This window comes from Pseudomonas sp. MS646, assembly GCF_036693845.1.
In the GTDB taxonomy this organism is placed as follows: domain Bacteria; phylum Pseudomonadota; class Gammaproteobacteria; order Pseudomonadales; family Pseudomonadaceae; genus Aquipseudomonas; species Aquipseudomonas chlororaphis_E.
Map to the genome: position 1 here is coordinate 2,311,558 of NZ_CP144763.1, position 13,072 is coordinate 2,324,629.

Here is a 13,072-nt window from a genome sequence, read left to right on the forward strand (position 1 = left end):
GATGACTCTCTTGGAATGTTGTTCGGAACGGTAAATGCTCAGCCGACGGCCTGGGTCGCCAGCGCGAACTGCTGCACGCCGCCGCTGGGCTGTGGCGGCGTGCCCCGGGCCATCTGGGCGACGCTGTCGACCTGCTTGAGCCCGGCGTCTTCCAGCCAGGGCGCCAGGCCCGTGTGGACGGGAATGTCGATGCGCACGAAGGCGTCCGGCACCCGGGCCAGCAATTGAGTGATCAAGTGCCGGGCCTGCTCGGCGGTTTGCGCCACCACCGGGCCAATGCAGCGGCCACGGCCAAAGGGGCGCAACAGGGCGAAGGCGCACAACTGGCCGTCGCGTTCGATGCCCACCGAATGCTCGACGACCTCGAACAGGTCCGTCAGCAGGGCTTCCCGATCCAGCCCGCTGCCGGCGTTGGCCAGTTGGATCAGGCGGGCGTTGTCGGCGCTGGTCAACGCCCGGCAATGCTCACCGGCGGCCAATGCTTGCAGGGCCGGCACCCGCGCCTGCCCTTGATGCTGCTGGACATGCCCGAAGTCGACGAAACCCTGGCTGGCATACAACGGCGCGCCGGCCAGCGTGGCATTGAGGATGGCCGTCCGCGTGCCGCAGGCCTCGATGGCCAGTTCCATCAACTTGCGCCCGATTCCCTGGCCCTGGTACTCGTCGCTGACAATCACCAGGCCGATGGTGGCATGGCCGCCCTGAGGGCAGGTGAAGGCCGAACCGATCACGCGGCCTTGGTCTTCCACGACGAACCCGTGGGCGACACGCTGCAACATGGCCCAGTCTTCCAGCCGATGAGGCCATTTCAACTGCACCGACAATGCGTGCGCCGAAGGGACATCGGCGGCCGTCATGGAACGGTAGGAATAGGTGGGGCGTTGCGCATTGGACATGGCGAGTCACCGCTGGAAAAGGTGCTTGATGGGGGCGGATTCAACCGCTGCTGGTGCTTGTATCTCACCTGCAACGGGCCCTGACAAGCGCCAGCAATTGATTCGGCAGGTTAGGTAAGCCGCGGCTTTTGCCGCCACATTTCTTGCTCAAATGCGCGGCTTGGCCAGCAGTAAATACCGGGCCGTTTTTCAGTGGCCCGGCGCAAGGCTTGTAGTGTATCGCCTGTCACGCGACGGGCCTTTGGGCGGGCGATCAGCCTTTTTTCAAGGTCGACAACAGGTCGGTCAGCCCGGGCATGGTCGGGCCGGACTCGTTGGAGATGAGCCCGGTTTCCGAGCGACTGAACAGCGACTGCAGGATGATCTTTCGCGACTCTTCGTCCACTTGCGTGTCGTTGTTCAAGGACAGGTACAGGTGCGTGAGCTGTTCTCGTTCCTCGGCATCCCGTTGCAGGTGAAACGCGCTGAAGATCAGCTTGGAGAGCGTCCTGACGGTAAAGGCCAGCGTCGACAGGAGCGAGACGAAAATCAGCGCGCCTTCAATCTGACTGAGCCCCACCGGAGTCCGCGCGCCACTCAACCAGATGTTGAAAGACGTCCATAGCCAGATGACAGAGACGAACAGGATGACGCCGAGCACGCCGGTCCAGATGTAGCCGCGGGTCTGGTGCTCGCTGGCTTTCTTCGCCCAGTAGGTGGCCGGTCCCTCCAGACGCAGCTTTTCCCGGTAGGTGGCTTCCAACGTGTTGAGGCGCTGGGTCCAGGCCGCCTCTTCGGTCTTGTGCCAGTCGGAAAACGTACTCAGCTCTTTTTCAGCTTTGCGGGTGAGCCTGGCTTTGGCTTTGAAGAACTTGGAATGGACGTCGCGCAGGGCCAAGGTTTGCGCAGCGGCACGGCCAGCGAAGGCGCTTTCCAGGGGCAGCTTGAACTCATAAGCCGCCAGGTAGCCCGTCAGGTGATCGAATGAATCCAGGTGCTCGCTTTTTCCAAGGAAGATCCCGTCATAGAAGCCTTCCGCCACCTTCGGTTGTTGTGCGTGCAACTCCAGCCATTTGCGCGTTGCGGGGGACTCGCTGTAGAGCCAGACATCCCAGAGTCTCTCTTCGGGCTGGTCATCGTAGATAAAGTCGTTCTCATTGACCTCGATCTCGTATCGGAGGACGGCCAGGCTGTTGGCCAGGTTTTCGAAGGCTTGGTGCTTCGCAGACATATTTTTGACCTGGAGCGCTTCATGTTGCGCTTTCCAGAAGCTCAGTTCGTTTTTCATGAACTCGCATTTGGCGGCGATGCTTTCGAACACATAGCGTTCGCCGTTCAAGGTGATCAGCGTCCTTGCAGCTTCATTCATGCAGGCGGTCCATCAGAAGTTGAAGGCTAAATGCTATCACTTCGGTGGAGGCCAAAGGTAGTTGGCGTGCTGTGGGGCAACAGCGCAGCCCGGCGGGATAAGCGCCTTGCCACGGCTGCACGCCTCTTGTCGGCCTGGTCTTGCGCCCGTCGCGGTCAGTAACTGCGCGCTCGGTCCACGCATCCCAGCATCGGTTCGCCCCGTTGATGCCGACGAATGTTTTCCAGCAACCCCGCAAAGGCGCTGTCGGGTTGCGTCATGGCGGCGATGTGGGGCGTCAGCAGGATCTGCGGATGAGTCCAGAACGGATGGTCCGGCGGGGCCGGCTCCTGTTCCAGGACGTCGAGCACGGCAGCGCTCAATTGGCCGCTCGCCAGGGCTTGGAGCAGGTCCGCTTCGACCAGGTGCCCTCCGCGGCCCATGTTGACCAGCGCGGCCCCCTTTGGCAGGTGCTGGAACAACGAGCGGTCGAGGATCCCACGGGTCTGCTCGGTCAGCGGCAGCACGCACACGACGATGTCGCACTGGCCGAGAAAGGCCGGCAGTTGGTCGGCGCCGGAAAAGCAGGTCACTCCGTCAATGCGATGTTCGCTACGCGCCCAACCCGACAAGGCGAAGCCGAAGGCCTGCAAGGTGGCGAGTATCTGCCGCGCCTGCAAGCCCAGGCCCATGACCCCGACCCGGCGTTGTTGCGCGGGCACCAGCCGGTGCGCCTGCCAGTTCCCCTGGGCCTGTTGCTGGCGGTAGCGCAGCATGTCGCGGTGCAGGCCGAGCACGGCGAAGCTGGCGTATTCGCACATGCCCTGGGTGATGCCCGGGTCGAGCAGGCGCACCACCGGCAGCGTGGCCGGCAAGCGGTCGAGGTCGAGCTGATCGACCCCCGCCGACAGGGCGAACAGCACTTGCAGGTTCGGCAGCAGTGTCTGGATGTCGTCCGGTGCCTGCCAGGCCGCGAGGTAGCGGATTTCCCGAGGATCGCCGATGTCTGGCCAGGCACGCCATTGGATGTCCGGCGCGTGTTCGGCGAACAGCCGTTGCCAGTGTTCACCGCGTACCGGGTCAGCTTTGTAGAGCAGGGCCATGGATCGCTTCTCGCCTGAAATCAAGGAGCCTCAAGCATGCCTCAACGGCGGAGCAGGATCTGTCGAAAGGAGCGGCGATAAAACCCGGCGCTGCGTTGCAGGGCCCTCGGGGCGGCAGATTCGATGGGCCTGGGGCGCCTTGGAGGATTCTGCTGTTTGCCGACGTGTAAACAGTCGATCCGAATTTCTCAGTGACCAAGTTCGGCTTAGACAATCGTGTCGAACGCTTAACCTGTGATCACACCGCAGCCGCTTCCCGGGTGCGAGGCTCACGATGGGAAATGCCAATGAACAGTAAAGTCGAAGAAACCCCAAGTCTGCTCCGTCAACGTGATCAATTCGTGCCCCGTGGCCTGGTCACCGCTCACCCCTTGGTGATCGACCGGGCCCAGGGTGCGCAACTGTGGGACGTGGACGGCAAGCGTTACCTGGACTTCGTCGGCGGTATCGGTGTGTTGAACATCGGCCACAACCACCCCAAGGTCGTCGCGGCGGTGCAGGCCCAGTTGCAGAAGGTGTCCCATGCCTGCTTCCAGGTCGTGGCCTACACGCCTTACCTGGACCTGGCCCAGCGGCTGTGCCGGATGATCGGCGGCGAGCAGGCCTATAAGGCGGCGTTCTTCACCTCCGGCGCCGAAGCGGTGGAAAACGCCGTGAAGATCGCCCGGGCCCACACCCAACGCTCGGCGGTGATCGCCTTTCGCGGCGGGTTCCACGGCCGGACCTTGCTCGGCACCACGTTGACCGGCATGAGCCAGCCGTATAAACAGAACTTCGGACCGTTCGCCCCGGAGGTCTTCCACACGCCTTATCCGAATGCCTATCGCGGCGTTACCAGCGAGATGGCGCTCCAGGCCCTGGACGAATTGCTGGCGACCCAAGTGGCGCCCGAGCGCGTCGCCGCCATCATCATCGAGCCGGTGCAGGGCGACGGCGGTTTCCTCGCGGCCCCCGCCGAGTTCCTCCAGGCGCTGCGGGCGCTGACCGAGAAGCACGGTATCGTGCTGATCCTCGACGAGATCCAGACCGGGTTCGGTCGCACCGGTAAATGGTTCGGTTACCAGCACGCCGGGATCCAGCCGGACCTGGTCACCGTCGCCAAGAGCCTGGCCGGAGGCTTGCCCTTGTCGGGCGTGGTCGGCAAGGCGCAGATCATGGATGCGCCGCTGCCGGGCGGGTTGGGTGGCACTTATGGCGGCAACGCGCTGTCGTGCGCGGCGGCGCTGGCGGTGATCGACGCCTACGAGCAGGAGCATCTGCTGGCCCGTGGCGAAGCCCTGGGCGAGCGCCTGCGCCAGGGCTTGTTGCGCTTGCAGGCCCGCTACCCGCGTATCGGCGACGTGCGCGGCAGCGGTTTCATGCTGGCGATCGAGCTGATCCAGGACGACGAAGCCCGCACGCCGGATGCCGAGTTGAACCAGCGGCTGATCGACGAGGCCCGGCTGGGCGGGCTGCTGGTGATCAAGTGCGGGGTCTACCGCAACGTCTTGCGCTTCCTGGCGCCGCTGGTGACCGACGAGGCGCAGGTCGACGAAGCGCTGCAGATTCTCGAGGGCGCGTTGGCGCGGGTCATGAATTGAATCGCCACACTCGGCGCAATTCCTTGGAAGAACGGCATTAGGGACTCATCAGAGGTTTACCCATGAGGCTGACTGAATATCGAGCGTTGTTGATCGACTGCGACGAGGTTCTGGTGGACCGCGATTCCGGTGTCTGGACGGCGTTGCAGCCGCTGTTGGAGCAGCGTGGCGAGCCGCAGGACAAGGCCCGGGTGTTGGCCGAGTTCGACGAGGTGTTGCAAGCCTTGTACCCGCGTTTCGGCGAGCTGGGCTTCAGTGGCCTGCTGTGCTTTGCCCACCGTCAACTGGCCGAACGCTGGAGGCTCAAGGTCAGTTGGGAGGAGGGCATGAGTTTCGCCCGCTCGGCCGCCAGTTGGTCGTTGTTCGAGGATGGGCCGGGTGCGATGCTCTACCTGCGCAAATTCTATCGCCTGCTGGTGCAGGGAGACCGGGATGCCGAAGATCGCGGTGTGTTGTGCGAGCGGCTGGGCATCGAGCCGGAAGATTTCATTTCCCTGGCCAGCGATCCCTTGCAGGATCACGCCTGGTTGCAGGCCAATGCCCTCGACGCCGAGGCTGTCCTGCGGGTGACCCGCCCGGGCGCCCGTGCATTGGCCGTCGGGGCGGCCTGCCTGATCTGTCGCGACCCCGACAAAGCGTCCCGGCCGTGCAGCGCGGACTACTGCATCGACAGCATGGCTGACCTGGTGGCTCAGCATCAGCTGTCTTTACGACGCTGATTTTGTTAGAAGATTGTCTTACAAACGGCAGGCAAGAGGTATGCGATGGAAGGTTTAGCGAAACTGGACCGGATCGACATCAGCATTTTGGTAGAGCTTCAAAAAGACGGTCGCATGACCAACGTCAGCCTGGCCGATGCCGTTGGCCTGTCGGCAAGTCCCTGTCTGCAACGGGTCAAGCGGCTGGAATCGCTGGGCTATATTTCCAGCTACAAGGCCCATCTGAACCTGGCCAAGATCACCGATTCGGTGACGGTCTTCACCGAGGTCACCCTGAGCGACCACAAGCGCGAGGATTTCGCCAAGTTCGAATCCAATATTCGCCTGGTGGATGAAGTGCTCGAATGCCACCTGATCAGCGGCGGCTACGACTACCTGGTGCGCTTCATGACCCGCAGCATCCAGGATTACCAGGACGTGATGGAAAGTCTGTTGGACCGCAACATCGGCATCTCCAAGTACTTCAGCTACATCGTCATCAAGTCTCCGGTGCGCAAGGACGAGATTCCGCTGCGCAAGCTGCTGCGCCATTGAGTCAGCGCTTGGCCGACTGGATCAGCGAGCGCACCCGGCGCCCCAGGTCGGTCAGGCTGAAGGGCTTGGTCATGATCCAGGTCGTCGCATTGGCGCTGACCAGGCTTTCCCCCTCGGCGAAGCCGGTGATGAACAGCACCTTCAGCCCCGGGTCGCGCTTGCGCAATTCGTCGGCGAGACCGATGCCGTTCATGGCGCCGGGCAGGCCGATGTCGGTCAGCAACAGGTCGATGGCCCCGGCTTTTTCGGCTTGCTGCAAGGCCGAGACACTGTCCAGAGCCTCGACGACGCGATAACCGGTTTCCGCCAGGTACTCCGAGACCATCTGCCGGATGGCCGCTTCGTCGTCCACCAGAAGGATCGTTTCGTTGCCGCCGGGTTGCACCGGCGCCACGCTGTCGGGCGCGGCGGTTTTCGTGCGTTGGGAGGCGCGGCGCGCCACCGGGAAATACATCGTCACCGTCGTACCTTCGCCGACATTGCTCTGGATCCTGACGTGCCCTGCGGACTGCTGGGCAAATCCGTAGATCATCGACAGGCCCAGCCCCGATCCCTCGCCCAGGCGCTTGGTCGTGAAGAAAGGGTCGAACACCCGGGACAGGATGTCGGCACTGATGCCCGTTCCCGAGTCCGAGACCGCGATCGCTACATACGGCCCCGGCGGCAACAGTTTTGCGTCGGCGCCGTTTTCCTCGATCACGTAGCGGTGGACGTCGAGCTTGAGGACACCGCCTTCGGGCATGGCGTCCCGGGCGTTGATCGCCAGGTTGAGCAGGGCATTCTCCAGTTCGTTCGGGTCGCACTTGATCGGGTCGTTGTTGCGGAACGAACACTCCACAACGATGTTCGGCCCCACGGAGCGGCGGATCATTTCTTCCAGGCCGGCCACCACCTTGCGCGGTTCGAGGACGGCCGGTTGCAGCGATTGCTGCCGGGAAAAGGCCAGCAGCCGCTGGGTGAGGGCGGCGGCCCGGGTCGCCGAGGTCAAGGCAACGGCGTTGTAGCGCGACAGCTCGGCGTACTGCTGGTTGTCGATGCGCCGCTGCATCAGCTCCAGGCTGCCCGTGATGCCTGCCAGCAGGTTGTTGAAGTCGTGGGCGATGCCGCCGGTGAGCTGGCCGACCGCTTCCATTTTCTGGCTTTGCCGCAGCTTCGACTCGGCCAGGGCGCGCTCGTGCTGTTCGGCCTCCAATTGCCCGGTACGCTGGGCGATGCGTGCTTCGAGCTGGTCGTTCCAGTCTCGCAATGCGGCTTCCAGCTGCACCCGCTCGTTGATGTCTTCGACGGTGCCATACCATTGTTCGCAGTGCCCGGCAGCGTCGAGGCTGCACAACGCCCGGACCCTGAACCAGCGGTATTCGCCGGTGTGCCGGCGCAGGCGAATCTGCGCGTCGAAGGGTTGCAGGCTCGCCAGGGACTGGTTCCACGCCCGGGCGATGGTGAGCTTGTCGTCGGGGTGCGCGGCGTTCAACCATTGGCGCCCCAGCGTCTGCTCCGGGGTCCGGGCGGTGTAGTCGTACCAGCGCGGATCCAGCGACAGCAGCGCGCCATCGCTGGTGGCCGTCCAGGGCCAGAGTGGGTTGAGCTCGGCCGCGATCCGGTAGTGCCTTTCACTCTCGCGCAGCTTTGCCTCGGTCAGGCGCATGGCGTGCAAGGTCACGGAGCGCTTCAAGGCCGCCCCGATCAGGTTGGCGTAGCCGCGCAAAAAATCGATATCGCTCTGGGTAAACTGTCGTGGATGGCGACAGTCGACCTCGAAGATCCCGAACGGTCGCGCTTCGGTGGCGCCATGGACCAGCACGTTGACGAAAGCCTGGACGCCGTTCTGGATCTGGAAGTCGTGATAGCGAAAACGGGTTTCGGTGGCGATGTCCGTGGAAATCACCGCACTGCCGGTGTCCAGCGAGTGGCGTTCGGGGGTGCCGTCCAGCGCCTGCACCCGGACCTGGCCCACCACGCCCGGGGCCCAACCGACTCCGTTGCGCACGGTCAGCGTGAGCCCGTCCTCTTCCAGCAGCATGAATTTCGCCATGTGGGTTTCGAGTGCATCGCCCACCAGACGGCACGCCTCGTCGAGGATGTGCTCCAGGTCGTCCGACACCAGCGCCAGCTCACCGAGTTCGGCCAGCACCTTGCGTTGGCGCAGTAACGTATCTTCCATTGCCATGTGGGTCACCCTTGCTCCGTCTTCCATATCCGAGGGCCGGGCGCGGGCTAGGTTCACACGAATCGATGACCGTGCCTGTTCACTTCACCTGTGGGAGTGAGCTTGCTCGCGAAGGCGGTAGGTCAGGCACTGCAACATGGCTTGATCCACCGCCTTCGCGAGCAAGCTCGCTCCCCCATGGACTGCCTGGTTGCGGGCTATCCCTGGGGGAGCGAGCGGCTTGCGCAGCGTTATTGCTGAAGAAACTTCAACAGGTCCTGGTTCAGGCGATCCTTGTGAGTCTCGGTCAGGCCATGGGGGGCCCCGGCGTAGACAATCAGGCGGGCGCCCTTGATCAGTGCGGCCGAGGCTTTGCCCGAGGCGTCGATGGGGACGATCTGGTCGTCGTCACCGTGGATCACCAGGGTCGGCACGTCGAACTTCTTCAGGTCGGCGCGGAAATCGGTGGCCGAGAACGCCGCGATCGAATCGTAGGTGTTCTTGCTGCCGCCCAGCATGCCTTGCGCCCAGAACGACTGGATCAGGCCTTGGGACGGTTTGGCGCCCTTGCGGTTGTAGCCATAGAACGGCCCCGAGGCGATGTCCAGGTACAGCTGCGAGCGGTTCTCCAGGGACGCCTTGCGCAGGCCGTCGAATACCTCGATGGGCAGGCCGCCGGGGTTGGTGTCGGTCTTGAGCATCAACGGCGGCACGGAGGACACCAACACGGCTTTCTTCACGCGTCCGGTGCCGTGGCGACCAATGTAGCGCGCCACTTCACCACCGCCCGTGGAGAAACCGACCAGGGTCACGTCCTTCAGGTCCAAAGCTTCGATCACGGCTGCCAGGTCATCGGCGTAGTGATCCATGTCGTTGCCTTCCCAAGGCTGGCTGGAGCGACCGTGGCCGCGACGGTCGTGGGCAATCACGCGGTAGCCCTTGGAGGCGAGGAACATCATCTGCGCTTCCCAGCTGTCGGAGTCCAGCGGCCAGCCGTGGCTGAACGTCACGACCTGGCCATCACGCGGGCCCCAGTCCTTGTAGTACAGCTGCACGCCATCTTTTGTGGTGATGTAGCTGGCGGACTGGATCACGCTGCCGACCGCGGACACCGGGGCGGTGGCCTGGGACGGGGTGGCGGCTTCGGCGCCGAGGGAGGCCAGTGCCAAGGTGGCGACGGCCAGGGTGCGGTTCAGTGTGTTCATGGTCTCTCTCCTAAGGGGTTGGTCTGTCTGGTTGCGACCGTTGTCGATCGCTTGGTGTGCAGATTAGAGAGGGACGCCGATGTCGAGAACGGTGCGGGTATTGATAGCAACTATGCGCTTGACCGATAGCTGGGCTTCGCTCCGCTGGGTGGGGGCGAACCTGATGGGAAAGAGGCGCTGAGACTCGCTAGGCAGGCTCCACCTGCGCCGCCAGGTAAACTTGGCGGCGCAGCCATTGGTGCCCGGCATCCTTGTTGTTGCGCGGATGCCAGGCCAGCGACAGGCGCAGGGTCGCCAGTTCGATGGGGGGCTCGAACAGGTCCAGGCGGTCGCGGTACTGGGCAAGGAAACGCGCGGGCAGGGTGCACACCGCATCCGTTGCCGCAATCAACGAGGGCGCGAGGGCATAGCTTTGAATGGAAAACGCCACGTTGCGCACGCGGTTCAGCTCCACCAGTGCATCGTCGACCACACCTGCGAAGCGTCCGCCTTCGGAAGAGACGAGCACGTGGTCGAGGGCGCAAAAAACGTCGAGATCGAGCGGGCCGGTTCCCCGTGGATGGCCTTTGCGCTGGGCGGTCAGGAAACCATCCTCCCAGAGGGCGCGCTGCATGACATCGTCACGCAGGGCCTGCGGCACGGTGATCAGCAGGTCGATCTGCCCTTGCTCCAGGCGTTCGAACACATCGTGCGCAGGCTGAACGAAAGCCAGCCTGGCGTGCTTGGCCTCTCGGGCCAGGCCGGCGCAAAGCGCCGGTGCGAGGAGCGCTGCCGGCGTTTCGAATAACGCGATGACGAAGGTGCGGGTCGTTGTGGCCGGATCGAATGCATCGGGTTCACTGGCCAGGCGCCTGAGGCCTTCGAGTACCTGCCGCAATTCTTGCTCCAGCGCTTGCGCCCGGGGCGTGGGCACGACGCCTCGGCCGTTTGCCGCCGGCACGAACAGCGGGTCGGCGAGGATGTCTCGCAAGCGTGCCAGTCGCGCCGACAGGGCCGGCTGGCTGATGCCCAAGCGGGCGGCGGCCCGGGTGACGTTGCGTTCCTCCAGCAGCGCCTTGAGCGTCAGCAGCAGTGCCGCGTCGAAATCCGTGTAGTTCATCATGATCTCCCGATCAGCGCCTTCAGGCAGGTGGCTGTACGGGCATCAAATCAAACCAGGCAGTGGTCTGTACAGGGCGGCCCGGGCTTGCTCGCCCGTCTCAGTCACGGTTGCGATAGTCGGCCGGCACCCATTCATAGTGCCCGGCTTGCGCGCGAAGGTGGCCTATCCCCGGGAACGGCAAGTGCGCGGCCGCCGACAGGCGCGCCTCGTTGGCCGAGGCCTTGAACTGCTGTTGGCGCTGGGCGCGTGCGCGGTCCTGGTCGACGTCGAAAGTGACCGTCACGTCAGGTCGGGCAAACTGGACCGGGCCGACGTGGAGGAGATCGCCCCAGAAATCGATGCTCTCACCCTGGCTTTCGACCCGGTAGACGCTGTGGCCTGGGGTATGGCCAGGTGTCGGGATCGCCGTGATGCCGGGCACCAGGGTCGTAGGGCCGCTGAAGGTCTTGACCCGGCCCGCATCGACGTAAGGCCCAACGGTCCTCTGGCTCTTCTCCAGGTCCTGGGGTTTGAGCCCCTTGGTCAGATTGGCCGGGTCGAGGAAGAAATCGACGTCGGCCTGGGCCACGTGGACGGTCGCATTGGGGAACATCATCTGCCGGTTGCGCGACAGCCCGCCGGAGTGATCGGCGTGGATGTGGGTGAGCAGGACGTCGCTGATGTCCTCCAGTTTATAACCGGCCGCCGCCAGGCTCTGGGGCAACTTGCCCGCCACCTGGCCAAACAGCTCGCCGGCTCCGGTATCCACCAGCAGCACCCGTGGGCCGGTGTCGATCACATAGGTGTTGATCGACGTCTCGACGGGGTTGCGAATAAAGCCTTTTTTCAGCAACGCATCGATCTTCTCGGCGCTGATGCCTCGCAGCAGCGGGTGCAGGTCCAGCGGCAACGTGCCGTCGCTCAGGGCGGTGATCTGGAAGGCGCCGACCTGGAATCGGTAGACACCTGCCACCTGCGGTTTGTGGATGGGTAAGGGCTCCGCGACCGGTGTCGCGGCGGCATTTACCGAAGTGATCGTCCCCGCCAGAACCAGGGTGGTAAACAGTGTCGCGAGCGGGAGGGGGACTTTGTTGAACATGTCGAAACTCCTTGATAGCGCAGGCTTCGTTGATCGCGCGAATCAGCGTAGGTCAGGTGCGCACCAGGGAGAACGGTTGTGTTGGTTATACGAGGCATCGGCCCGGTGGATGGCCAGCCGTTTCAAGCCGTGGGCCTCCAGTGGGATGCAGGCTACAAAGCCGGGCGGGGTGTCAGGCAGGTGAAAGTGGGAAATGCTGGCGCCTTCGCGAGCAAGCTCGCTCCCACAAGGTTTTGTAGGGTCAATGACCTGGAGGACAGCCCTTGTGGGCGCGAGTTTGCTCGCGAAGGTGGCGCATCAACCCCTCAATGCTCGACAGGCGCCTGCGGCGCTTGCTCGGCTTCGGCCGCCAGTTTCAGGCGATCCGCCTTGCTGATGTACTTGGGTTTCTGCGGGGCCAGTTTGGCGCTGGCCTTTTTCGCATGGGCCTGCAGCAACTGCTTTATTTTCTTGCGACGATTCATGACGGCTACTCGGTGTGTAAGCGCGCGGATGATATCAGCAGCGTGAAGCGCGCCGCTTTATTTGAAGAACGTGCTCGGTGTCTTGCCAAACTGCTTGCGGAACATGTTGGTGAACGCACTCGGGCTTTCGTAGCCCAGCGCCAGCGCAACGTCGATGATCTTCTCGCCCATTGCCATGCGCTCGACTGCCTGCAACAGGCGCACCTGCTGTCGCCATTGCCCGAAGGTGATCCCGGTTTCCTTGCGGAACAGCCGCTGGATGGTCTTCTCGTCAAGGCCCAGGCGGGCGCTCCAGTCCGACAACGTCGAGCCGTCGGCGGGGTCGCCTTGCAACGTGACGCAGATTTTCTTGATACGCCGGTCCGCCGGCTGCGGCAAGTGCAGGGGCAGGGTGGGGAGCAGGGCGAGTTCATCGAGAATCAGCTGCATCACCCGGGCGGCCCGGGTGTTCGGGGCATAGGGGAGTTGCAGATGCACGGCGACCTTGATCAATTCGCTCAAGAGGGCGGAAATGCTCACCGCCTTCGTTTCGGTCGGCAGGTCTGCGGCGGCATCGGGCCGGACAAACAGGCTGCGCATTTTCACGTGCCCGACGCAGCGCACCGAATGCACCTGCCCGCAGGGCATCCACAGCCCTCGATTCGACGGCACCGTCCACTGACTGGACGCCGTGTGCACCACCATCACCCCTTCGACAGCGTAGATCAGTTGGTGCTTTTCATGGGAGTGCGAGGCGATCAGCCAATTGTCCGGGTAATCGGTCGCCCTCCCGATCATCGTCCAGGCGCCTTCGTCGATCTCGAGCAATGCTTCATTCAACGGTTTAATCATGATGTCCTTTTTGCGACGGTTGATTCCCTTGTCCAGTGAGACAGACATTTTTGTGGATTCTAGGATGATGCCGCGCCTGTCAGAAAG

12 protein-coding genes are annotated in these 13,072 nt (G+C 63.5%); 3 read left to right on the plus strand and 9 right to left on the minus strand.

Translation table 11 applies throughout. The features are described from left to right. Positions 1–38: 38 nt before the first annotated feature. The 3 genes from V3H56_RS10300 to V3H56_RS10310 all read right to left on the minus strand — a co-directional run bounded on the left by V3H56_RS10300 (position 39) and on the right by V3H56_RS10310 (position 3,326). Positions 39–896 (minus strand): GNAT family N-acetyltransferase, encoded by an 858-nt coding sequence (locus V3H56_RS10300; protein WP_123578795.1) that lies wholly within the window; start codon positions 894–896, stop codon positions 39–41. Positions 897–1,149: 253 nt separating this feature from the next. After that, complete coding sequence (locus V3H56_RS10305; protein WP_212803640.1) at positions 1,150–2,244, minus strand: DUF6161 domain-containing protein; 1,095 nt, start codon at positions 2,242–2,244, stop codon at positions 1,150–1,152. A gap of 155 nt (positions 2,245–2,399) precedes the next feature. Then, entirely contained in the window at positions 2,400–3,326 is a 927-nt protein-coding gene (locus V3H56_RS10310; RefSeq protein ID WP_338474548.1) for a glyoxylate/hydroxypyruvate reductase A, read from the minus strand. Positions 3,327–3,613: 287 nt separating this feature from the next. Between V3H56_RS10310 and gabT the strand changes: the two genes are divergently transcribed. From gabT to V3H56_RS10325, 3 genes are all read left to right on the plus strand, one after another. Further along, a complete protein-coding gene (gene gabT, locus V3H56_RS10315; RefSeq protein ID WP_042730599.1) occupies positions 3,614–4,906 on the plus strand; it encodes a 4-aminobutyrate--2-oxoglutarate transaminase in 1,293 nt (430 codons plus the stop codon). A 62-nt stretch (positions 4,907–4,968) separates the two neighbouring features. After that, positions 4,969–5,625, plus strand: a complete 657-nt coding sequence (locus V3H56_RS10320; protein ID WP_042730598.1) for a 2-haloalkanoic acid dehalogenase — start codon at positions 4,969–4,971, stop codon at positions 5,623–5,625. A 45-nt stretch (positions 5,626–5,670) separates the two neighbouring features. Then, positions 5,671–6,159 (plus strand): Lrp/AsnC family transcriptional regulator, encoded by a 489-nt coding sequence (locus V3H56_RS10325; protein ID WP_042730597.1) that lies wholly within the window; start codon positions 5,671–5,673, stop codon positions 6,157–6,159. Position 6,160: 1 nt separating this feature from the next. On the opposite strand, the gene V3H56_RS10330 is transcribed toward V3H56_RS10325, so the two are convergent. From V3H56_RS10330 to V3H56_RS10355, 6 genes are all read right to left on the minus strand, one after another. After that, entirely contained in the window at positions 6,161–8,326 is a 2,166-nt protein-coding gene (locus V3H56_RS10330) for an ATP-binding protein (RefSeq protein ID WP_047735655.1), read from the minus strand. A gap of 230 nt (positions 8,327–8,556) precedes the next feature. Continuing rightward, positions 8,557–9,510, minus strand: coding sequence for an alpha/beta hydrolase (locus V3H56_RS10335; RefSeq protein WP_338474549.1), 954 nt, complete (start codon positions 9,508–9,510; stop codon positions 8,557–8,559). A 187-nt stretch (positions 9,511–9,697) separates the two neighbouring features. After that, the gene (locus V3H56_RS10340) at positions 9,698–10,609 is read right to left on the minus strand and encodes a LysR family transcriptional regulator (RefSeq protein WP_338474550.1); all 912 of its coding nucleotides are present in this window, start codon (positions 10,607–10,609) and stop codon (positions 9,698–9,700) included. A gap of 100 nt (positions 10,610–10,709) precedes the next feature. After that, entirely contained in the window at positions 10,710–11,690 is a 981-nt protein-coding gene (locus V3H56_RS10345; RefSeq protein WP_338474551.1) for an MBL fold metallo-hydrolase, read from the minus strand. A gap of 305 nt (positions 11,691–11,995) precedes the next feature. Then, positions 11,996–12,154, minus strand: a complete 159-nt coding sequence (locus V3H56_RS10350) for a DUF2986 domain-containing protein (RefSeq protein ID WP_083454185.1) — start codon at positions 12,152–12,154, stop codon at positions 11,996–11,998. 57 nt (positions 12,155–12,211) lie between these two features. Next, on the minus strand, positions 12,212–13,033 hold the full coding sequence (locus tag V3H56_RS10355; protein WP_338474552.1) for a helix-turn-helix transcriptional regulator: 822 nt from the start codon (positions 13,031–13,033) through the stop codon (positions 12,212–12,214). Positions 13,034–13,072: the final 39 nt, after the last annotated feature.

What these genes read in the sequence shown, in the direction of transcription:
- V3H56_RS10300 (WP_123578795.1), bottom strand. Translation starts at nt 896, where the DNA reads ATGTCCAATGCGCAACGCCCCACCTATTCCTACCGTTCCATGACGGCC.
- V3H56_RS10305 (WP_212803640.1), bottom strand. Translation starts at nt 2,244, where the DNA reads ATGAATGAAGCTGCAAGGACGCTGATCACCTTGAACGGCGAACGCTAT.
- V3H56_RS10310 (WP_338474548.1), bottom strand. Translation starts at nt 3,326, where the DNA reads ATGGCCCTGCTCTACAAAGCTGACCCGGTACGCGGTGAACACTGGCAA.
- gabT (WP_042730599.1), top strand. Translation starts at nt 3,614, where the DNA reads ATGAACAGTAAAGTCGAAGAAACCCCAAGTCTGCTCCGTCAACGTGAT.
- V3H56_RS10320 (WP_042730598.1), top strand. Translation starts at nt 4,969, where the DNA reads ATGAGGCTGACTGAATATCGAGCGTTGTTGATCGACTGCGACGAGGTT.
- V3H56_RS10325 (WP_042730597.1), top strand. Translation starts at nt 5,671, where the DNA reads ATGGAAGGTTTAGCGAAACTGGACCGGATCGACATCAGCATTTTGGTA.
- V3H56_RS10330 (WP_047735655.1), bottom strand. Translation starts at nt 8,326, where the DNA reads ATGGCAATGGAAGATACGTTACTGCGCCAACGCAAGGTGCTGGCCGAA.
- V3H56_RS10335 (WP_338474549.1), bottom strand. Translation starts at nt 9,510, where the DNA reads ATGAACACACTGAACCGCACCCTGGCCGTCGCCACCTTGGCACTGGCC.
- V3H56_RS10340 (WP_338474550.1), bottom strand. Translation starts at nt 10,609, where the DNA reads ATGAACTACACGGATTTCGACGCGGCACTGCTGCTGACGCTCAAGGCG.
- V3H56_RS10345 (WP_338474551.1), bottom strand. Translation starts at nt 11,690, where the DNA reads ATGTTCAACAAAGTCCCCCTCCCGCTCGCGACACTGTTTACCACCCTG.
- V3H56_RS10350 (WP_083454185.1), bottom strand. Translation starts at nt 12,154, where the DNA reads ATGAATCGTCGCAAGAAAATAAAGCAGTTGCTGCAGGCCCATGCGAAA.
- V3H56_RS10355 (WP_338474552.1), bottom strand. Translation starts at nt 13,033, where the DNA reads ATGTCTGTCTCACTGGACAAGGGAATCAACCGTCGCAAAAAGGACATC.